The 21,247-nt window shown below is 67.2% G+C and carries 20 protein-coding genes; 19 read left to right on the top strand and 1 reads right to left on the bottom strand.

All coding sequences use genetic code 11. From position 1 onward, the window contains the following. The first annotated feature begins 15 nt into the window (after positions 1–15). From AAHB16_RS26550 to AAHB16_RS26515, 8 genes are read left to right on the top strand one after another with little or no spacing between them, the layout of a single operon-like run. Positions 16–1,155 carry an acyl-CoA dehydrogenase family protein gene (locus AAHB16_RS26550; RefSeq protein WP_150375340.1) on the top strand — a complete coding sequence of 380 codons (1,140 nt, stop codon included), beginning with the start codon at positions 16–18 and terminating at the stop codon, positions 1,153–1,155. Beyond that, entirely contained in the window at positions 1,152–2,531 is a 1,380-nt protein-coding gene (locus AAHB16_RS26545; protein ID WP_342052420.1) for an FAD-dependent oxidoreductase, read from the top strand. Before AAHB16_RS26550 ends, AAHB16_RS26545 begins: the two co-directional genes overlap by 4 nt. Before the next feature lie 53 nt (positions 2,532–2,584). Then, positions 2,585–3,973, top strand: a complete 1,389-nt coding sequence (locus tag AAHB16_RS26540; protein ID WP_342052419.1) for a CmpA/NrtA family ABC transporter substrate-binding protein — start codon at positions 2,585–2,587, stop codon at positions 3,971–3,973. A 13-nt stretch (positions 3,974–3,986) separates the two neighbouring features. Continuing rightward, on the top strand, positions 3,987–4,880 hold the full coding sequence (gene ntrB, locus AAHB16_RS26535; protein ID WP_342052418.1) for a nitrate ABC transporter permease: 894 nt from the start codon (positions 3,987–3,989) through the stop codon (positions 4,878–4,880). Then, positions 4,870–5,754 carry an ABC transporter ATP-binding protein gene (locus AAHB16_RS26530; RefSeq protein ID WP_150375336.1) on the top strand — a complete coding sequence of 295 codons (885 nt, stop codon included), beginning with the start codon at positions 4,870–4,872 and terminating at the stop codon, positions 5,752–5,754. Before ntrB ends, AAHB16_RS26530 begins: the two co-directional genes overlap by 11 nt. Positions 5,755–5,776: 22 nt before the next feature. Then, complete coding sequence (gene cynS, locus AAHB16_RS26525) at positions 5,777–6,226, top strand: cyanase (RefSeq protein ID WP_150375335.1); 450 nt, start codon at positions 5,777–5,779, stop codon at positions 6,224–6,226. A gap of 9 nt (positions 6,227–6,235) precedes the next feature. Then, on the top strand, positions 6,236–7,102 hold the full coding sequence (locus tag AAHB16_RS26520) for an MBL fold metallo-hydrolase (protein WP_150375334.1): 867 nt from the start codon (positions 6,236–6,238) through the stop codon (positions 7,100–7,102). 7 nt (positions 7,103–7,109) lie between these two features. Beyond that, positions 7,110–7,733, top strand: coding sequence for a class I SAM-dependent methyltransferase (locus AAHB16_RS26515; RefSeq protein WP_150375333.1), 624 nt, complete (start codon positions 7,110–7,112; stop codon positions 7,731–7,733). 10 nt (positions 7,734–7,743) lie between these two features. Here the strand turns inward: AAHB16_RS26515 and pdxR are convergent, their stop codons facing one another. Further along, positions 7,744–9,258: a MocR-like pyridoxine biosynthesis transcription factor PdxR gene (gene pdxR, locus AAHB16_RS26510; RefSeq protein ID WP_342052417.1), complete on the bottom strand. Its 1,515-nt coding sequence runs from the start codon at positions 9,256–9,258 to the stop codon at positions 7,744–7,746. A gap of 158 nt (positions 9,259–9,416) precedes the next feature. Here pdxR and AAHB16_RS26505 point away from each other — a divergent pair, with 158 nt between their 5' ends. The 11 genes from AAHB16_RS26505 to AAHB16_RS26455 all read left to right on the top strand — a co-directional run bounded on the left by AAHB16_RS26505 (position 9,417) and on the right by AAHB16_RS26455 (position 21,244). Continuing rightward, a complete protein-coding gene (locus tag AAHB16_RS26505; protein ID WP_150375331.1) occupies positions 9,417–10,175 on the top strand; it encodes an SDR family NAD(P)-dependent oxidoreductase in 759 nt (252 codons plus the stop codon). Between the two features lies 1 nt (position 10,176). Then, positions 10,177–10,899 carry a sulfite exporter TauE/SafE family protein gene (locus AAHB16_RS26500; protein ID WP_150375330.1) on the top strand — a complete coding sequence of 241 codons (723 nt, stop codon included), beginning with the start codon at positions 10,177–10,179 and terminating at the stop codon, positions 10,897–10,899. Between the two features lie 119 nt (positions 10,900–11,018). Next, positions 11,019–12,626 carry an ABC transporter substrate-binding protein gene (locus AAHB16_RS26495; protein WP_150375329.1) on the top strand — a complete coding sequence of 536 codons (1,608 nt, stop codon included), beginning with the start codon at positions 11,019–11,021 and terminating at the stop codon, positions 12,624–12,626. A gap of 9 nt (positions 12,627–12,635) precedes the next feature. Further along, positions 12,636–13,610: an ABC transporter permease gene (locus tag AAHB16_RS26490; protein ID WP_342052416.1), complete on the top strand. Its 975-nt coding sequence runs from the start codon at positions 12,636–12,638 to the stop codon at positions 13,608–13,610. A 56-nt stretch (positions 13,611–13,666) separates the two neighbouring features. Beyond that, entirely contained in the window at positions 13,667–14,548 is an 882-nt protein-coding gene (locus AAHB16_RS26485) for an ABC transporter permease (protein WP_342052434.1), read from the top strand. Between the two features lie 2 nt (positions 14,549–14,550). Then, positions 14,551–15,588 carry an ABC transporter ATP-binding protein gene (locus AAHB16_RS26480; protein ID WP_342052415.1) on the top strand — a complete coding sequence of 346 codons (1,038 nt, stop codon included), beginning with the start codon at positions 14,551–14,553 and terminating at the stop codon, positions 15,586–15,588. Further along, positions 15,585–16,598, top strand: a complete 1,014-nt coding sequence (locus AAHB16_RS26475) for an ABC transporter ATP-binding protein (RefSeq protein ID WP_342052414.1) — start codon at positions 15,585–15,587, stop codon at positions 16,596–16,598. The genes AAHB16_RS26480 and AAHB16_RS26475 overlap by 4 nt, the downstream gene beginning before the upstream one ends. Before the next feature lie 22 nt (positions 16,599–16,620). After that, positions 16,621–18,291: an amidohydrolase gene (locus tag AAHB16_RS26470; protein WP_342052413.1), complete on the top strand. Its 1,671-nt coding sequence runs from the start codon at positions 16,621–16,623 to the stop codon at positions 18,289–18,291. Next, on the top strand, positions 18,288–19,355 hold the full coding sequence (locus AAHB16_RS26465; RefSeq protein ID WP_342052412.1) for a CobW family GTP-binding protein: 1,068 nt from the start codon (positions 18,288–18,290) through the stop codon (positions 19,353–19,355). Before AAHB16_RS26470 ends, AAHB16_RS26465 begins: the two co-directional genes overlap by 4 nt. 35 nt (positions 19,356–19,390) lie before the next feature. Continuing rightward, positions 19,391–19,777, top strand: a complete 387-nt coding sequence (locus AAHB16_RS26460; protein WP_150375322.1) for a nuclear transport factor 2 family protein — start codon at positions 19,391–19,393, stop codon at positions 19,775–19,777. A 15-nt stretch (positions 19,778–19,792) separates the two neighbouring features. Then, positions 19,793–21,244, top strand: a complete 1,452-nt coding sequence (locus tag AAHB16_RS26455; protein ID WP_342052411.1) for an NAD(P)/FAD-dependent oxidoreductase — start codon at positions 19,793–19,795, stop codon at positions 21,242–21,244. The last annotated feature ends 3 nt before the right edge of the window (positions 21,245–21,247 follow it).

The following is a 21,247-nucleotide window of genomic DNA, read 5'->3' as shown; positions in this document are numbered from 1 at the left end:
CACGGGAGAACCGCCATGACCACCGTTGTAGCCAGTGCACCGATATTCGAGCCATCGTGGACAGACGCCATGGTGATGCAGCGCGTGACGTCGATCGCCGACGGACCGCTGGCCGATGCCGCCTATCGCATCGATCACGAGGGGCACTATCCGCGCGAGATCATGGCCGACCTCGGCAAGGCCGGCGCATTCGCCGCGCATCTGTCCGGCAGCGGCGGCCGCTATGGCCTCGCGCTCGATGCGATGCGCGCGATCAGCCGGCGCTGCGGTTCCACCGGTTTTCTGGCGTGGTGCCATGACGTCTGCGGCCTCTATATGGAGGCCTCGGGCAACCCGGCGCTGCAACGGCTGCTGGCCACGCACGCAACGGGCGAGACGCTCGGCGGTACGGCATTGTCCAATCCCATGAAGGCATTCGCGGGCATCGAGAAGATGCTGCTGCGCGCCACGCGTGTCGCGGGGGGCTATCGCGTGAGCGGCGCACTGCCATGGGTCAGCCATATCGCGCCGGGACAGTACTGCGGGGCCATCGCCACCGTGTATCGCGATGACGGCACGCCGTCGCACGACATCATGTTCATGCTCCATTGCACGGGCGCGGTCACGCTGCGCCAGTGTCCCGAGTTCTCCGGAATGGAAGGCACGAGCACATGGGGCGTGCGCGTGGACGATCTGTTCGTCGGCGAAGACCTGCTGATCGCGGATCCCGCGCAGCCGTTTATCGCGCGTATTCGGGCCGCGTTCATCCTGCTGCAGATCGGGATGGCGACGGGCATCGTCCAGGGCAGTATCGATGCGATGCAGGAAGTGGAGCCGTTGCTCGGTCACGTGAACCGCTTTCTCGGCGACCGGCCCGACGAGATGCAGGGCGAGCTCGACGAGCTCGAGCAGCGCGTGGCCCGGCTCGCGGCGAACCCGTTCGACGGCAGCAAGGACTATCTGCTCGACGTGCTGGATGCGCGCGCGCAGGGCGCCGAGCTTGCGCTGCGCGCTTCGCAGTCCGCGCTGCTGCATCAGGGCGCGCGTGGCTACCTCGTGAGCTCGGCCGCGCAACGGCGCATCCGCGAAGCGCACTTCGCGGCGATCGTCACGCCGGCCATCAAGCATCTGCGCTGGGAAATGGCGCGCCTGTCGCGCGAGGAGGTGCCGGCATGAGCGCGATGTCGAAACCATGGCGCCAGTTCATCTGTCGCGCATGCGGGCTTATCTATGACGAGGAGAAGGGCGACGCCGACAGCGGCATCGCGCCGGGCACGCGCTTCGAGGACATTCCCGAAGACTGGGAGTGCCCGCTGTGCGGCGTGGTCAAGGCGGACTTCGAGCCTTACGTCGTCGTCATGATGCCGGCACCGTCGGCGTCCGCGGCGCCCCTGGCCGCGCGCGGTCGTGGAGTCGCGAATCGTGGAGTTGCGATTCGTGGCGTTGTGATCGTCGGCGCGGGCATCGCGGGCTGGAGTGCGGCGGAGGCCATCCGGCGCCTCGATCGCGATGTGCCCATCACGATGGTGACGTCCTGCATGGGCGATCGCTATCACAAGCCCGAGCTGTCCATCGCGCTGAGCCGCGGCATGGTCCCCGCATCGCTTGTGCGCGAGACGGCCACCGATGCGGCACGCCGGCTGGGTGTGCGCTTGCTTACCGAAACCTTCGTCGTCGGCCTGACGCCGGCGACGCACCAGCTGCGCACCACGCGCGGCACGCTGCACTACACGCATCTGGTCATGGCGATGGGCGCGCGACCCGCGATGCCCGCGGCGCTGCCGCCGGCGCTGTGCTGGCGCGTCAACGACCTTGCCGGATGGAGTCGCCTGCAGGCACGCATCGGCGATGGCCGGCGCCGCATCGCCATCGTCGGCGCAGGCATGATCGGCTGCGAACTCGCGGAGGACTTCGCGCGCGCGGGCCACGACGTCACGCTCATCGACGCGCAGCCGCTGCCGCTGGGCAACATGCTGCCGGAAGCCGCCGCGCTGCGGCTGCGCGCGGGCCTCGCGCAGACCGGCGTGAAGTTTGCGGGCACTCGCGTGGTCGCCGGCCTTACGCAATCGGCCGACGGCGGCAAGCGCCTGACGCTGGACGACGGCGCGACGATCGACGCCGACGAGGTGGTCGTGGCCATCGGTCTCGTCACCGATAGCCGCGTGGCACGTGGCGCGGGACTTGCTTTCGACAAGGGCATCGTTGTCGACGCGCAAACGCTCGAGACGAGCGCGCGCGATGTCTATGCATTGGGCGATTGCATCAGCCTGAACGGCGCGCCGTGCCGCTTCATCGAGCCGATCGCGCAGCAGGCGTCGGCCATCGCGCATGCGGTGACGGGCCACGGCGATGCACGCTACGAACATCGCCAGCCCGTGGTGCGGCTCAAGACGCGGTCCGTACCCATCGTGGTGCATGGCACGCCCATGCGCGACGGTGAGTGGCGCGTGCTCGACGACACGGCCGATTTTCTTCATATGCAGCAGTGGCGCGACGGCGTGGCCATCGCGACGCTGCAGGCGGGTACCGCCAGACAGGCCATCGCGGCCTGAGCATTCCCGAGTATTTCCCAAAACGACCTATCAACGATTCAGGGGTGCCCGAGATGAACGAACCGACCAAGCGAGGCGATCAGAGCCTGTACCGACCCTACGACGCGGACACGTCGCTGTCCGGCTGCCAGTGCGGCCGGCATTATTCGCAGGAGGCCCACGATCGCGCGAGCGACGCCGAATCGCTCTCGAACGACTTCGTCGAAGCGGCGGCCGTGCGGGCGCTGTTTCCCGAGGATGCGACGCGCCGCAACCTGCTCAAGGCCGTCGGCGCCAGTGCCGTCATGGCCGCGGTGGGTTCGCTGCTGCCGATGGACGACCTGCGCGCCGCCGCGCTGGAGAAGCCGGGCACGCTCGAAAAGAAGTCGCTGAAGGTCGGCTTTATTCCGATCAATTGCGCCACACCGCTGATCATGGCCTCGCCGATGGGCATGTACGAGGCGCAGGGCCTCGACGTCACGCTGGTCAAGACCGCCGGCTGGGCGCTCGTGCGCGACCAGATGCTCAATCGCGAACTCGATGCGTCGCACTTCCTCGCGCCGATGCCGCTGGCCATCTCGATGGGCCTCGGGTCGTCCGCGCAGCCGATGCGCGTGGCCACGATCCAGAACATCAACGGCCAGGCCATCACGCTCGCGCTCAAGCACAAGGACAATCGCGACCCGCGCAACTGGAAGGGCTTCAAGTTCGCGATTCCGTTCGAATACTCGATGCACAACTTCCTGCTGCGCTATTACCTCGCGGAGCATGGGCTCGACCCGGACCGCGACGTGCAGCTACGCGTGACGCCGCCGGCGGAGATGATCGCCAACCTGCGCGCCGGCAACATCGACGGCTTCCTCGGGCCGGATCCGTTCAACCAGCGCGCCGTGTACGACCAGATCGGCTTTATCCACATCCTGTCGAAGGATATCTGGAACGGCCACCCGTGCTGCGCGTTCGGCACGTCGCAGGCCTTTATCGAACAGAACCCGAACACGTTCGCGGCGCTCTACCGCGCGGTGCTCAATGCGGCCGCCATGGCGCGCAAGCAGGAGAACCGCGCCGAGATCGCCAAGGCCATCGCGCCGGCCAATTATCTGAACCAGCCGGAAACCGTGATCCTGCAGGCGCTGAGCGGCCGCTTTGCCGACGGGCTCGGCAAGGTGCGGAACGAACCCGACCGCGCGGACTTCGACCCGATGCCCTGGTACTCGATGGCCACGTGGATGCTCACGCAGATGAAGCGCTGGGGCTATATCAAGGGCGACGTCAACTATCAGCAGATCGCGCAGCAGGTGTTCCTGCTGACCGACGCGCAGAAGCAGATGGCGGCGCTCGGCATGACGGAAGGCGCCAGCGCGGGCAAGAACGGCAATCGTCCGATCACGGTCATGGGCAAGGCTTATGACGCCAGCGCGCCGCAGCGCTACGTCGATAGCTTCGAGATCAAGCGCGCCTGAGGCAGGAGGAGCCATGACGACGCAAATAAAGATCCGCGCCGCGATCCTGTCGCTGGTGATGTTGATGCTGCTGCTCGGCATCTGGCAGGTCACGACGCAGCCCCGCAGCGCGGCTGCGCCGCACGCCGCGCAGAGTGGCGCCGATGCGGACGCGGCCGAATATGCCGCGCTCATGGGGCAGGCGCCGCCGGCCGGTGCCGCGCAAGGCGCCGGCGAGAAGCGCGCGATGGGTTTCCCGACGCCCGCGCAGTTCGCCACGGTAGCGCTGGGGCATCTCAAGAGCCCGTTCTACGACCGCGGCCCCAACGACAAGGGCGTCGGCATCCAGCTCGCACACTCGCTCGTGCGCGTGGGCCTCGGCTATCTGCTCGCGATGATCGTCGCCATTCCGCTCGGCTTCGTCATCGGCATGTCGCCGCTGCTCTACCGCGCGATCGATCCGTTCGTGCAGGTGCTCAAGCCGATCTCGCCGCTCGCGTGGATGCCCATCGCGCTGTACACGATCCAGGACTCGACGGTGTCCGGGATCTTCGTGATCTTTATCTGCTCCATCTGGCCGATGCTGATCAATACGGCATTCGGGGTGGCGGGCGTGCGCAAGGACTGGCTCAACGTCGCGCGCACGCTCGAAGTCTCGCCGCTGCGCAAGGCGTTCTGCGTGGTCCTGCCCGCGGCCGCGCCGACCATCATCACGGGCATGCGGATCTCCATGGGCATTGCCTGGCTGGTGATCGTCGCGGCGGAGATGCTGATCGGCGGCAGCGGCATCGGCTACTTCCTCTGGAACGAATGGAACAACCTCTCGCTCTCCAACGTGATTTTCGCGGTGCTCGTGATCGGCGTGGTGGGGATGGTGCTGGACATGCTGTTTGCACGGCTTCAACTGAAGGTGAGTTATGCGGAATAAGAACGCGGTGTTTCTCTCGGTTCAGGGGCTGAGCAAGCGCTATCGCCCTGACCTGCCGCCGGTGTTCGAGAACGTCGGCTTCGAGATCGAGCGCGGCGAGTTCGTCTGCGTGATCGGCCATTCGGGCTGCGGCAAGAGCACGATCCTCAATGTACTGGCGGGCCTGGAGGAGGCAAGCGGCGGCTACGTGATCATGGACGGCAAGGAAGTGTCCGGCCCGAGCCTCGACCGCGGTGTCGTCTTCCAGGGGCACGCGCTGATGCCGTGGCTGACGGTGGAGCAGAACATCGCGTTCGCGGTGCGCTCGCGGCATCCGGACTGGTCGCGCCGGCAGATCGCCGAGCACGGCGCGCGCTTTATCGAAATGGTGGGCCTGACGGCCGCCGCCAAGAAGAAGCCGTCGGAGCTGTCGGGCGGCATGAAGCAGCGCGTCGGCATTGCGCGCGCGTTCTCGGTGGAGCCGAAGATGCTGCTGCTGGACGAGCCGTTCGGCGCGCTCGACGCGCTCACGCGCGGCGTGATTCAGGACGAGCTGCTCCGGATCTGCGCGGCCACGCATCAGACCGTGTTCATGATCACGCACGACGTGGACGAGGCGATTCTCCTGGCGGACAAGATCTTCCTGATGAGCAACGGGCCCAAGGCACGCATTGCCGAGATCGTCGTCAACACGCTGCCGCGCGAGCGCACGCGGGAGACGATCCATCACGATCCGCAGTTCTATCGCATCCGCAATCACCTCGTCGATTTTCTCGTTCGTCGTTCCACGACGATCCAGCAGCGCTCGGGCGATGTCGCCGAGCTGCCTGTCACGCGTATCGTCCGACCCGGCCTCGAGGCGGGCGACGACACCGCGATCGTTCTTACCGCTTGACCACAACCTGCCAGGAGGCAACATGATTTCCAGCCGTGAAGAAGTGACCCAGATGATCGTTTCCGCCAAGGTCCGCAAGGGCATCAAGTGGGCGGACGTGGCCGAACTGACCGGCATGTCGAAGGAATGGACGACGGCGGGCTGCCTCGGCCAGATGACGTTCGACAAGCCGCAGGCCGAGGCCATCGGCAAGCTGTTCGAACTGTCGGACGAGGCCGTGGCGTGGCTGCAGGTGGTGCCCTACAAAGGCTCGCTGCCGACCGCCGTGCCGACGGATCCGCTGATCTATCGCTGGTACGAACTGGTCAACGTGTACGGCACGACGATCAAGGAACTGATCCATGAAGAGTTCGGCGATGGCATCATGAGCGCGATCGACTTCTCGATGGACATCCAGCGCACGCACGATCCGAAGGGCGATCGCGTGAACGTCGTGCTGTCGGGCAAGTTCCTGCCCTACAAGACGTACTAAGCTGTCCGCATGTCCGCGCTTATCGAACCCTTCTTCGATCCCGTTTCGGCCACGTTCACGTACGTCGTGCGCGCGGAGGGCGACGCGCGCTGCGCGATCATCGACCCCGTGCTCGGACTGGACGTGCGGCATGGCCGCGTGGTCACGGAGCCGGCCGATCGCGTGGCGGACTATGTGCGCGCGCACGGGCTGGAGGTGCAGTGGCTGCTGGAGACGCACGTGCATGCCGACCACGTGTCGGCATCGGCGTACCTGAAGGCGCGACTGGGCGGGCGCATCGGTATCAGCGAACATATCGTGCAGGTGCAGCGCGTGTTCGGCGAGACGTTCAATCTCGCCGGCTCGGCCGGGGATACCTGCTTCGATCACCTGTTCGGTGACGACGAGCCATTCACCATCGGCTCGCTGCACGCCACGACGATGCACGTGCCGGGCCATACGCCGGCCGACATGGCTTATCGCATCGACGGCGACGCGGTGTTCGTGGGCGATACGCTGTTCCACCCCGACGTGGGCACCGCCCGCTGCGATTTTCCCGGAGGCGACGCCACCACGCTGTACCGCTCGATCCGCCGGCTGCTGTCGCTGCCGCCGGAGACGCGGCTGTTTCTTTGCCACGACTACCCGCCACCCGATCGTCCGGAAGTGCGCTGGGAAACCGACGTCCAGACGCAGCGCCGCGCCAATGTCCATGTTCGCGACGACATGACCATGGATGACTTCGTCGCCATGCGCACCGCGCGCGACGCCACGCTGGCGTTGCCGAATCTGTACTTCCCCTCGGTGCAGATCAATATCCGCGCCGGGCGCATGCCCGAAGCGGAGGATAATGGCACTTCCTATCTGAAGGTGCCGCTTGCCGCGCACCATGCGTGAGGGTTCGATGAACGCGAAGGATCACTGGGAGCATGTCTACGGCACGAAGCCGGCCGCGGGCGTGAGCTGGTTCCAGCCGCACGCGCACCGGTCGGTGGATCTGATCCGGAAGACGGGCGCGGGTGAGACCGCGGCCATCATCGACGTCGGCGGCGGCGCATCCACGCTGGTCGACGATCTGCTGGCCGATGGCTACGCCGACCTGACCGTGCTGGACCTGTCGGAGGCCGCACTGGCCGTGGCGCGCGGCCGTCTCGGCGCGGCAGCCGCGCGCGTGACGTGGCTCGCCGCCGATATCACGACGGCGCAATTGCCGCGCCACCGGTACGACGTGTGGCACGATCGCGCCGTGTTTCACTTCCTGACGACCGACGAAGCCCGGGCGGCCTACGTGCGCGCGGTGCTGAACGCGGTGCGCCCCGGTGGGAGCGTCATCGTCGCGACCTTTGCGGAAGACGGCCCCGAGCAGTGCAGCGGCCTGCCGGTACGGCGCTACAGTGGCGACGCATTGCATGCGGAGTTCGGCACGCCGTTCACGCTGCTGGGGCAGGAGCGCGAAGCCCACGAGACACCGTTCGGAACCGTGCAGCAGTTCGTCTATTGCCTGTGCCGCAAGGATACGGACGACTGACGGGCACCCGTCAACGGGTCACCAGTCGCGCGAGTTCGCGGATACCGGCGTCGATGCGCTCGACCGGAATCGACGAGAAGCCGAACCGGATGTGATGGCCGCCATCGCGCGAGTCGAGGAAGAACGGTTCGCCGGGCTCGACGAGAATGCCGTGCGCGCGTGCGATATCGAGCAGTTCCGCCGTGCGTACCCCATCCGTGAAGTGGCCCCATAGCGCCGAGCCGCCGGACGGGGCCGTAAACGCGAGCGAGGGAATGTAGCGCTTGAGCGCTTCCGTCAGTGCATTGGCCCGCATCGCCAGCGCATCGCGCATGCGGAACATCAGCCGGTCATAGTGGCCATGCTCGATGAACAACGCCGCCGCAAGCTGGTTGTTGGCCGGGGGATGGCGGATCATCATGCGCCGCAGCAGCCGAAGCTCGGTGATGACCTCCGCGGGCGCGACGATATATCCGATGCGCAGGCCCGGCGACAGCGTTTTCGACAGGCTGCCGACATAGATCACGCGCTCGTCGCGATCGAGTGCCTTGATGGCCGGCAACGGTTGCCCCTGATACTGCGTCTCCGCATCGTAGTCGTCTTCGATGAGCACGCCATCGGCGCGGCGGGCCCACTCGAGCAGCGCCAGCCGCCGCTCGTTGTTCAGCGTGACGCCGGTCGGGCATTGGTGACTCGGCGTGCAGTAAAGGTACCGGCAATCGCGCAGGCGCGCCTCGTCGGGCACGAGCCCCCGCGCATCGACGTCGAGGCCCACGAGCGTGGCGCCGCGCCGTCGCAGGATATTGCGCGCGTCCATGTAACCGGGATCTTCCACGCCAACGCGTGTGCCCGGTGAGATCAGCAGTTCGGCCAGCAGATAGAGCCCCTGTTGCGCCCCGACCGTCAGCAGGATCTCCTCGCGCCGCGCGGCGATGCCCCGGCGGGGCAATACGCGGCGAATCAGCTGGTCCACCAGCGAATGATCGTCATGGTCGATCGCATCGGGCGCCCAGCCGCGAATCGCGCCGACGTCCAGCGCGTGCCGGCTGCATTCGCGCCAGTGCGCGACCGGGAACAGCGTCGGATCGAACTGGCCGTAGATGAACGGATAGCGGTAGCGCTGCCAGTCTCGCGGCTTGTCCAGCCATCGGCTGTCCGCGACACGGCCGCTCAGACGCTGGCTCCATTGCACTTGCGTGGTGCCAGGCTGCACCAGGTCGGCGTGAGCGTCCTCGATCACGCCGACCTGCGCCGCCGGCGTCTGCGCGACATTGCGCGGGCTGACGAAGTACCCGCAGCGCGGCCGGTTTTCGATAAAGCCGTCTTCCGTCAGCCGCTCGTAGACGAGCACGACGGTGTTGCGCGAAATCTCCAGCATCTCGGCCAGTTCGCGGCTGGACGGCAGGCGCGTGCCGCCAACGAGCCGCCCGTCGAGCACCGCCTTGACGATATGCGTACGCAGCTGACTCTGCAGCGTGGAGCCTTCGCGTTCGGGTGGAGGCAGCAACTGGTGCCACATGAGTTGGTGCACGGTGGTGGGGCGCATGGCGTGTCCGGCTGGTACGATCGAAAGTCCTCTCTGGCATTAACCATGCCAGTCCAGCGTGCGCGACACTGGTCTCAAGCTTGAACCACCCATGAGGCCAACGTGTCCACGCATGTCAACTGCCTGGCGCCGCGCTCCCTATGCAGGGAGCACGCGCAATGATCGTCTTTGTCACCGGCGCTTCGGCCGGCTTTGGCGAGGCCATCGCCGAACGTCTTTGCCGTGAAGGCCATACCGTCGTGGCCACCGCGCGGCGTGCCGACAAGCTCGCCGCCCTTGCCGCGCGATGCGGCGGCAATCTGCATCCGCTCGAGCTCGACGTGCGATACCGCTCCGAAGTGCAGGCCGCGATGACATACGTGACCGACACCATCGGGCCGATCGATGCACTCGTCAACAACGCCGGCCTCGCGCTCGGTGTCGAACCCGCGTACACGGCCAGTCTCGAAGACTGGGAGACGATGATCGACACCAACATCAAGGGACTGCTGTTCTGCACACACGCCGTGCTCCCGCAAATGGTGGCGCGCCGCGGCGGCCATATCGTCAACCTCGGGTCGATCGCGGGGACGTACCCGTATCCCGGCGGCAATGTCTATGGCGGGACCAAGGCCTTCGTGCATCAGTTCAGCCTGAACCTGCGCGCGGATCTCGTTCACCACAATGTGCGGGTCAGCTGCATCGAGCCCGGCCTGTGCGGCGGCACCGAATTCTCGGTCACACGCTTCCACGGCGATGCATCGCGCGCCGCCGGCGTCTACGACGGCACGCAGCCGCTGCGCGCGGAGGACATCGCCGAGACCGTGCACTGGCTGCTGACGCTGCCCCCGCACGTGAACGTGAATGCCATCGAGCTGATGCCCGCGTGCCAGGCGTTCTCCAACTTTGCGATCAGCCGCGAGCCCGTGCGCGATTGACATGGATACGCCCACCTTCGCCGCGCTCGCGGCGATCAGCGCCCTGGCGGGACTCGCAAAGGGCCTGACGGGGTTCGGCGCCGCGCTGATCATGGCGCCGTTGTTCGCGCTCGTCGTATCGCCCGCGCAGGCCGCGGTGTTCATCGTGCTGCTGCACGGACTCACCGCATGGCAGGGCATTCGCCGTCATGTCGAGCTCGTGGAATGGTGGCGCGTGTCGGTGCTCGCGGCCATCGCGCTGCTGTGTCATCAGCTGTCGCTCGATCTCGTCACGCAGTTCGATCCCCATCTGCTGCGCCGTGGTGTGGGGGCGCTCGTGCTCGTGATGGGCGTGCTCGCATGGATCGGTGTGCAGATACGCCATCGCGGCGGCCATGTCCCCACGACGCTGGCCGGCGCGACTAGCGGACTGTTCACCGCTATCGGCGGGCTGGGCGGCCCACCGGTCGTGTACTACTTCAGCGGACGCGGAGGCTCGGCCCCCGCGGTGCGCGCGAACCTGCTCGCGTATTTCATGCTGCTGTTCTCCGGGGCATCGCTGGGGTTGCTGGTGCATGGCCAGCTGAACTGGAGCGCATTGCGCAGCAGTTTGCTCCTGGTGCCCTTCTTCTGTGCGGGGGCGATCGCGGGCGAGGCACTGTTTGCGCGCCTGCCGTCCGCGCGATTCGCGCGCGTGGTGCAGCTTGCACTGATCGCGATCGGCATCTTCACGCTGGCCAGTTGAACGGCGTCGCGCACCGCACGGGCTGGCACCATCGATCGTCCGGCGTTGGCGCTACGTCCGCAAACGGTGGCTCTCTTATCTTGTTTTCATCGCCATTCCGAGATCCCCAGGAGAATTTCATGACAGGCCTCGCCCCCATCGTTTCCCGCTTGCGTCGCGCGCTGCTGCCCGCGGCGTGCTTTGCCGCCGCCGGCCTCATCGCTGGCGCGGCGGTCGCGGCCGACGCACCGAAGCCTGGCGGCACGCTCGTCATCGGCAGCACGCAGACGCCGCGCCATCTGAATGGGGCCGTGCAGTCGGGCCTCGCCACCGCGCTACCCTCCACCCAACTGTTCGCGAGCCCGCTGCGCTTCGACGACCAGTGGCGTCCGCAGCCTTACCTCGCGCAATCCTGGAAGGTATCGGAGGACGGCAAGTCCCTGACGCTGAACCTGCGCCGTGATGCGGTCTTCCACGACGGCAAGCCCATCACGTCGGAGGACGTCGCGTTCTCGATCATGACGATCAAGGCCAAGCATCCGTTCCAGAGCATGCTGGCACCGGTGGAGAAGGTCGAGACGCCGGACCGCTACACGGCCATCATCCGCATGAGCCAGCCGCACCCGGCGATCGTGCTCGCGATGTCGCCCGCGCTGTGTCCGATCATGCCGAAGCATGTCTACGGCGACGGTCGCGATGTCTCGACGCATCCGGCCAACGCGAACGGCGTGGTCGGCTCGGGGCCGTTCAAGCTGGTCGAGTTCGTACCCGGCCAGCGCATCGTGATGCAGAAGTTCGACAAGTTCTTTATCCAGGGCCGCCCCTATCTGGACAAGGTCGTCGTGACGATCAATCCCGACGCGCAGAGCCTTGCGCTGGGCATGGAGCGCGGCGATATCCAGATGATGGCGTTCGCCTCGGTGTCCACGGACCTCAAGCGCATGCAATCCAATCCGAATCTGGTGCTCACGCGCAAGGGCTATGAAGGCATCGGCGGGCTGAACTGGCTGGCGTTCAACCTCGAGAAGAAACCACTCGACGATGTACGCGTCCGTCGCGCCATTGCGAGCGCCATCGACAAGAACTTTATCGTCAAGGCGCTGCATAACGGCTTCTCGACGGTATCGGATGGCCCGATCGTGCGCAGCAGTCCGTTCTACACCGACGATCTGCACCGCTATCCGTTCGACCTCAAGCGTGCCGAAGCATTGCTCGACGAGGCCGGCCTCAAGCGCGGGGCGAACGGCGAGCGCCTGACGCTGACGATCGATTATCTGCCGGGCTCCGACGAGCAGCAGAAGAACGTGGCCGAGTATGTGCGCGCGCAGCTCAAGAAGCTGGGCATCACGGTGCAGGTGCGCGCCTCGGCGGACTTCGCGTCATGGGCCAAGCGCGTGGCCGCGCACGACTTCGACATGACGATGGACAGCGTCTTCAACTGGGGCGATCCGGTCATCGGCGTGGCGCGCACATACATGTCCAGCAACATCAAGCCGATCATCTGGACCAACACGCAGTCGTACCGCAACCCGAAGGTCGACGAGGTGCTCGACACCGCCGCCAGCACGCTGGACGCCACGCGCCGCAAGGCCTACTACGCGACATTCCAGAAGCTCGTCACGGATGACCTGCCCATCGTCTATATCAACGAGATTCCGTACTACACGGTGGCGAACAAGAAGCTCGGCAATGTGCCCGCCTCGATCTGGGGTCCGGCCTCGCCGCTGGACGAGGTCTACTTCAAGTAGGGCGGGATCATGAACGCGTTGCTCAAGTTTGGCCGCAAGGGCTGCCATGCCGTGCTGCTCGTGCTCGCGGTGGTGGTGCTCAACTTCCTGCTCATCCGCATGGCGCCCGGTGACCCCGTCGAAACCATCGCCGGGACGATGGGCGGCATGAGCGATCAGCTGCGCGCGCAGCTGATCGCCGAGTACGGACTCGATCAGCCGTTGTGGAAGCAGCTCGCGGTCTACGTGGGCCGCATCGCGCACGGCGACCTCGGCATGTCGTACTTCTTCAACCTGCCGGTGACGGACCTGATTCTCGACCGCCTGCCGGCGACGCTGCTGCTTGTGGTGGCGTCGGTGGTCGTGGCCTTCGTCCTGGGCACGACACTCGGCGTGCTGGCCGCGCGCAAGCCCCACGGCCTGCTGTCGCAGGCGATCACGGTGCTGTCGATGATGGGGCATGCCGCGCCCGTGTTCTGGAGCGGCATGATGCTCGTGATCCTGTTCGCGTCGGTCTGGCCGATCCTGCCCGTCTCCGACATGCGCTCGATGGCCGCCGACAGCACGGGACTGGCGGGCGTGCTCGACGTGGCGTGGCATATGGTGTTGCCGACGGTCACGCTGAGCCTCGTCTATCTCGCGCAATACAGCCGTCTGTCGCGCGCGAGCGTGCTCGACGTGCTCGGTGCCGACTATATCCGCACCGCGCGCGCCAAGGGTGTTTCCGAGACCGCCGTGCTCTACGTGCACGCGCTGCGCAACGCGCTGCTCCCGGTGGTGACCGTGCTGGGCCTGCAGTTCGGCAACGTCATCGCGGGCGCCATCCTCGTGGAGACCGTCTTCAACTGGCCGGGCCTCGGGCGGCTTGCCTTCGATTCCATCCTGCGCCGCGACTATCCGACGGTGCTCGGCATCCTGCTCGGTTCGGCGGTGATGGTCGTACTGATGAACCAGGTCACCGATTTCGTGTACCGGCTGATCGATCCCAGGATCCGTACCGCATGAACCCCTCTCCGAATCTCTCGCCGAATCTCTCGCCTAACCCCGTGGCCGCGCCGGCCATGTCCGCGGCGCCGGCGACAACCGGCGCGCCGCCCAAGGCGGCTTCGCCGCTCGGCGACGCCGCGCGCATGTTCGTACGCAGCCATGCGGCAGTGGCTGGCACGGTGCTATTGCTGATCATCGTGCTCGTCGCGATCTTCGGTCCGATGGTCGTTGATGCGGACCCCTTCGAGATGGTTGCCGCACCGCAGAGCCCCGTCGGCACGCCGGAGGCATGGCTCGGCACGGACCAGCTCGGGCGCGACGTGCTCGTAGGCCTGATCTTCGGGGGCCGCGCGAGCCTTGCGGTTGGCGCGGTTGCCGCGCTGCTGTCCGTGATGATCGGGCTCGGTGCCGGTGCGATGGCCGGCTACTACGGCGGCGTGGTCGATGAAGCGCTGACGCGCGTGATGGAGTTCTTCCAGGTGCTGCCCGCGTTGCTGTTCGCGATGGTGCTGGTCACGTTGTTCTCGCCGAGCCTGACGACGATCTCGGTTGCCATCGGCCTCACGACGTGGACGGCCACCGCGCGGCTGACGCGCGCCGAGTTCATGCGCTTTCGCGATCTGGACTTCGTGCGCGCGGAGCGTTCGATCGGCGCGGGCAACGCCCGCATCATCTGGCGCGTGATCCTCCCCAACGCGCTGCCGCCGCTCGTGGTGGCGGCCACGATGGCGATTGGCGCCGCGATCCTGTTCGAGGCGGGGCTGTCGTTCCTGGGGCTCAGCGATCCCAACCGCATGAGCTGGGGCCTGATGATCGGCTCCGCGCGCCCCTACCTGCTGAGTTGCTGGTGGGCCGTGGCCTTTCCGGGCCTGGCGATCTTCCTGACCGTTCTCGCCATCAGCCTGATCGGCGACGGCCTCAACGACGCCTTGAACCCCAAGCTGAGGGAACGCTGATCATGCGCGATACCACCGCACAACAGAAGGCAAAGGTGCTCGACGTGGAGGATCTGCGGCTCGAGTTCCGCACTTCGCGCGGCGCCGCCACCGTGCTCAACGGGGTGAGCTTCCATGTGAACGCGGGCGAGACGCTCTGCATCGTGGGCGAATCGGGCTGCGGCAAGAGCATGACGTCGCTGGCCGTGCTGGGCCTGATTCCGTCGCCGCCCGGACGCATTACGGGCGGCGCGATCCGTCTGGATGGCGAGGATTTGCTGCGCGCCACGCCCGCGCGAATGCGCGAGATCCGTGGCAACCGTATCGCCATGATCTTCCAGGAGCCCATGACCTCGCTGAATCCGGTCATGACCGTGGGCCGCCAGCTCGTGGAGACGCTGCGGCTGCATCTGGACCTGACGCGCGAAGCGGCGCGAGGCCGCGCGATCGACCTGCTGCGCGCGGTGGGGATTCCCGCGCCCGAGACGCGCGTCGACGATTTCCCGCATCAGATGTCGGGCGGCATGAAGCAGCGCGTGATGATCGCCATGGCGCTCGCCTGCGAACCGAAGGTGCTGATCGCCGACGAGCCGACCACGGCGCTCGACGTGACCGTGCAGGCGCAGATCTTCGACCTGCTGCGCGAGCGGCAGGCGCGCGAAGGTACCGCGATCGTATTGATTACGCACGACATGGGCGCGGTGTCCGAGATGGCCGACCGCGTCGCCGTGATGTATGCAGGCCGCGTGGTGGAAGAGGGCACGACGAACGATGTGCTGCGGCAGCCCGCGCACCCTTACACGCGCGGCCTCATTGCCTGCCTTCCGGAGCTGGAAGGCGAGGCGCGGCGCACGCGCCCGCCGCTGCCGGAGATTCCCGGCATGGTGCCCTCGATCTGGGAACTGGGTGGCGGCTGCGCGTTCCGTTCGCGTTGCGCGCTCGCCAGCGCGCGCTGCGCGGCGGAAGTGCCGGCGCTCGCCACCGTCAGCGGCACGCAGCGCGCCGCGTGCTGGGCGCTGACGGAACAGCCGGCGCGTGTCGCCGAGGAGGTCACGGTATGAAACTGCTCGAAGTCGATGATCTGAAGGTCCATTTCCGTGGCCGCGGGGGCAGCATGTTCAAGCCCGCACCCGTGGTACGCGCCGTGGATGGCGTCTCGTTCTCCGTGGAGCGCGGCAAGACGCTCGCGCTCGTCGGCGAGTCGGGTTCCGGCAAGTCCACCACCGCGCTCGCGGTGGCCCGCCTCGCGCAGGCCACGGCAGGCACGGTCCGTCTTGGCGGGCGCGACCTGACGCTGATGTCCGGCGACACGCTGCGCCATGCGCGCCGCCGCGTCCAGATGGTGTTCCAGGATCCGTACTCCGCGCTCAATCCCCGCCAGCGCGCCGGCGATGCCGTGCGTGCGCCGCTCGAGCTCATGGACGTGGGGGAGGCCTCGCAGCGCGATGCGCGCGTTGCCGAGCTGTTCGAGGCGGTCGGCCTGCGCCCCGAGCAGCGGCATCTGTTCCCGCATCAGTTCTCCGGCGGGCAGCGCCAGCGCATCAATATCGCCCGCGCGCTTGCGAGCGAGCCGGACCTCGTGATCTGCGACGAGCCCGTTTCCGCGCTCGATATCGCGGTGCGCGCGCAGACGCTGAACCTGCTGCGGCGCCTGCAGCAGCAGCGCGGTATCTCGTATCTGTTCATCTCCCACGACATGTCCGTGGTCGAGTATCTGTGCGACGAGGTGGCGGTGCTGTACCTCGGGCAGATCGTGGAGCGCGCGCCGCGCGAAGCATTCTTCGCGCAGCCGCTGCATCCGTACAGCGTGGCGCTGAGCTCCGCGGTGCCGACCGTGCGCGGGGGCCGTGCCCGCGCGGCACAGCGTATTCGGCTCGAAGGCGATCCGCCGAGCCCGCTCAACCCGCCGCCGGGGTGCCGGTTTGCCACGCGTTGCCCGGTGGCCGAGGCACGTTGCCACACCGAGCCGCCCGCGCTGCGCGAAATCGCCGGCGGCCGCGCGGTGCGCTGCCATCTGGTGACCACGCGCGACGGCGCGTCCGTCGCACCGCTGCCGATGCCCGTCATCTGAACCCATTTATTGTCCACGCCTCATGTCCACGACCACCACGCCTTCGACCACGGTCTTCGTTGCCCGCAAGATCCTCACCATGAACGCCAACCAGCCCACGGCCACACACGTCGCCGTGCGCGACGGCCGCATCCTCGCGGTCGGCGATGCCGCCGCCATGGCGGCATGGGGACCCTGCGACCTGGACACGCGCTTTGCGGACAAGGTGCTGATGCCCGGCCTCGTCGAAGGCCATTCGCATGCGATGGAAGGCGGCCTCTGGCAGTTCCCGTATGTCGGCTTCCATGACCGGCGCAGCCCCGATGGCAAGCTCTGGAAAGGGCTCGACAGCTTCGACGCCGTGGTGGCGCGGCTGGTGGAGGCCGATGCCGAGATGACGCGGCAGGGCGTGTCCGTCGAGACGCCGCTGCTGGCGTGGGGCTTCGACCCGATCTTTTTCGGCGAGTCTCGCATCACGGTCAACGAGCTCGATCGCGTGTCGATGACGCGCCCGATCGTGATCACGCATGCGAGCATGCACCTGATGAACGTCAATACGGCGACGCTGCAGGCGGCCGAGATCGACCGCCATACGGACATCGAAGGTATCGCGCGCTTCGCCGATGGCGAGCCCAACGGCGAACTTCAGGAGTTCGCGGCGATGTTCCCCGTCAACCGGCTGATCGGCAATCTGTTCCGCAAGGTCGGCATGTCGGAACTCGGCCTGCGGATGTTCGCGCAGTCGGCGTTGCTGGCGGGCGTGACCACCGCGACGGATCTCGTCAACGAACTCGCCGACGAGAGCATCGAGACGATGCAGCGCGTGTGTGGCGACGAAGCGTATCCGCTGCGCCTCGTGCCGGCATTCCGCCCCAGCGAATCGGTGTTCGGGGAGTCGGGCGTGGCGCGCGTTCGCACGGCCATCGCCGCGAACCATGACAAGCTTCACGCAGGCATGGTCAAGCTCGTGATCGACGGGTCGATTCAGGGCTTTACCGCGCGCGTACGCTGGCCGGGCTATTTCAACGGCGCGCCGAATGGCATCTGGGTACTGTCGCCGCAGACGGTGCACGATGCCGTGATGGCCTTCCACGAGGCCGGGTTCCAGCTGCATATCCACACGAACGGTGACGAGGCGACCGACGTGGCCCTCGACGCCGTGGAGGCCGCGCTGACCGCGCATCCGCGTCCCGACCATCGCCACACGCTGCAGCACTGCCAGATGGCCGACGAAGCGCAGTTCCAGCGCATGGCGCGGCTCGGTATGTGCGTCAACCTGTTCGCGAACCATATCTTCTACTGGGGCGACGCGCACCTGAACCTCACGATGGGGCCGGACCGCGCGCATCGCATGGATGCGTGCGGCACCGCCGCGCGTGTCGGCGTGCCGTTCGCGATCCATTCGGACGCGCCGATCACGCCGCTGGGCCCGCTGTTCACGGCGTGGTGCGCGGTCAATCGCCGTACGTCCTCCGGAGTCGTGCTCGGCGAGTCCGAACGCATCACGGTGCCGCAGGCGCTGCATGCGATCACGATGGGCGCGGCCTTCACGCTGAAGCTCGATCACGAGATCGGCTCGATCGCCGTGCGCAAGCGCGCGGACTTCTGCGTGCTCGAGGCCGATCCGCTCGACGTGCCGGCCAGCGAACTCAAGGATATCGAGGTCTGGGGTACCGTCGTGGGCGGCCGTGTGTTTGCCGCGCCGCGCGCATGACCACCGCCGTGCGCCTCGCGCGCGGCCGCGCGCGCATTCCGCTGACGGTCATCGGCGGGTTCCTCGGCGCGGGCAAGACCACGCTGCTCAACCGCATGCTCGCGCAGATGGACGGCGTGCGCATGGCACTGCTCGTCAACGACTTCGGCGCCGTCAATATCGACGCCGCGCTCGTGCAGAGCCGTTCCGCCGACACGATCAGCCTGACCAATGGCTGCGTCTGCTGCCAGATCGGCGACGCGCTCGTCGATACGCTGGCCGCGCTGATCGAGGCGCCGCAGCCGCCCGAGTGGATCGTGATCGAGGCCAGCGGCGTGTCCGATCCCTGGCGGCTCGCGCAGGCCGGGCTGGTGGACCCCGCGCTTACGCTCGACGGCGTGGTCGTGATGGCGGATGCGCAGGCGATCCGGTCGCATGCCGAGGACCCGCGCATGACCGATGTCGTCACGGGGCAACTCGCCGCGGCCGACGTCGTCGTGCTCAACAAGATGGACGGCCGCCAGCCCGATCCGGAGCTCGATGCCTGGATTGCCGGGCACGCCGGCAAGGCGCCGATCTTCCACGCGACGAACGCCGAGGTACCGCTGACGCTCCTGACGGGCATCGCGTCGGCGTCGATGGGCAACCCCTGCGCGCGGCATGGCGCTGGCTGCGCGTGCGACGCACCGGATCACGGCGGGCTGTTCGAGAGCATGCAGCTCGACGTGGCCGATGCGGTCTTCGATGCGGGCGCCGTGCGTGCGTTGCTGCGGGACATGCCCGACGGCGTGCTACGCCTCAAGGGGCTCGTACAGACCAATGATCTTGGCCGCTGCGAGGTCCAGTTCGCGGGCAAGCGCGGCAGCGTGCGCCGGCGCGCCGGACCGCCGCCGGCCGATGCGCGCGATACACGCGATACACGCGTTGCACAGGACGCCCTTGTCGCCATCGGCCTGCGTGGCACCTTGCCGCGGCACGCGCTTGCGGCGGCGTGGCAAGCGTGCCGCGTCGATGTCATCGGCGCTGGCCCGAACGATCGTCATGCACTGGCCCTACCTGAGATGGCGGCCGCGGGCGTACCTTGACGAACATCATCCACCGAGTTTACTGATTCCGCACCATGTCCCAATCCGTCACTGTCGAAGTCCTGCAAGCCTTCTCCGATGCGTGGAACCGCCACGATATCGACGCGCTCATGACGTTCATGACCGACGACTGCGTTTTCGAAACCGTTGCCGGCGACGAAGCGTTCGGCACGCGCCACGTGGGCCACGATGCCGTGCGCGCGGCGTTCGCCGCGGCATGGCTGAATTTTCCCGATGCGCAGTGGAACAACGGCCGCCATCTCGTGGCCGGCGACCGCGGCGTGTCCGAGTGGACGTTCTTCGGTACCGATCGCGAAGGGCGTGTCCTGGAAGCCGATGGCGTGGACATGTTCACGTTCCGCGACGGCAAGATCCACGTCAAGTGCGTCTATCGCAAGCAACGCCCGTTGCGTGCCGCCTGACCGCCGGAGCGCACCATGACGATCATCCAGCTTGACGGGCACACGCTCGACGATATCGAGTCAGGCCGCGGGGCACCCGGCACACCGGCTCCCGCGCGCAAGCCGAGCCAGCCGTACGATCCGCGCTACGACCCGCTCGTGTCGCCGGGCGTGGGGCAGGATCGCGCGTACGCGCCCACGTACTGGGTCGCTTCGGCGGGCGAGGCCCCGCCCGACGACGGTCCCGTCTCGCACGACTTCGATGCGGACGTGGTCGTCATCGGCTCGGGCTTCACGGGTCTGGCGACGGCGCTGTTCCTCGCGCGCGAGCACGGCATCAAGGCGACCGTGCTGGAGGCGAATCAGGCCGCCTGGGGCTGTACGAGTCGCAATGGCGGGCAGGGACAGAACGCGAGCGGCCGGCTGTATCGCTCGCAGTGGATCCAGCGCTGGGGCATCGATACCGCGAAGCGGCTCGATGCGGAGATCCGCAACGGGTTCGAGACGTTCCGCGGCCTCGTCGCGCAGGTCGATTGCGACGCGCAGGACGGCGGCCATCTCTATACCGCGCATCGTCCAAAGAAGCTGGCTTTCCTCGAGAACGAGGGGCGCGTGATGCGCGAGGTGTTCGGGTACGACACGCGCATGCTGTCGCAGGCGGAACTGCGCGAGCGCTACTGCGACGACCGCGATGCGTGCGGCGCGCTGCTCGAACCCGATGGCGTCGGCGTGCATCCGCTCAAGCTCGCCTACGGCTACCTGCGGATGGCGCGCGCGCTCGGTGCGCGTGTGCATCCGGCGAGCCCGGTCGTCGGCTGGGAGTCGCGCAACGGCAGCCACTATCTGCGCACGCCAGGCGGCACGGTCCGCGCGCGCGCCGTGGCGATCGCCACGGGTGCTTACACCGCGCCCGGCCTGACGCCGCTGCTGCGCGGCCGTTGCTTCCCGGTGCTGTCGAACTCGATCGTCACGCGGCCGCTGACCGACGCCGAGATCGAAGCGACGGGATTCCGGTCGACGACCTTCATCACCGATACGCGCACGCTGCGCTTCTACTACCGCCTGCTGCCCGACCGGCGCCTGCAGATCGGCAGCCGCAGCGCGATTACCGGCGCCGACGCGCCGGCGGAGAAGCACTACCAGCTGCTGGTGGATGCCATCGCGCGGAAGTTTCCGCCACTGCGCGGCATCCAGATCGACTACTCGTGGTGGGGCTGGGTGGACGTCAGCCACGACATGATGCCCCGCATCGTGCAGCCGGATCCGTCGCAATCGGTGTTCTACGCGTTGGGCTATGGCGGCAACGGTGTCTCGTTTTCCGCCCACGCGGGGCGCCGTATGGCCGACCGCATCGCCGGCCGCGCGGACAGCGCGTTCACGCTGCCGATCTACGATTCCCCGCTGCCCCTGCACTGGGCCACGCCATTCCGGCGGCTCGGTCAGGCCATGCTGTACCGGTGGTACTACCTGCGCGACGAGATCCTTTGAGAC

The sequence above is a fragment of the Cupriavidus sp. OTU4054 genome (assembly GCF_038440175.1).
Taxonomy (GTDB): domain Bacteria; phylum Pseudomonadota; class Gammaproteobacteria; order Burkholderiales; family Burkholderiaceae; genus Cupriavidus; species Cupriavidus pauculus_D.
The sequence above is the reverse complement of the archived record's forward strand: the minus strand, read 5'-3'. Positions and strand labels throughout refer to the sequence as shown.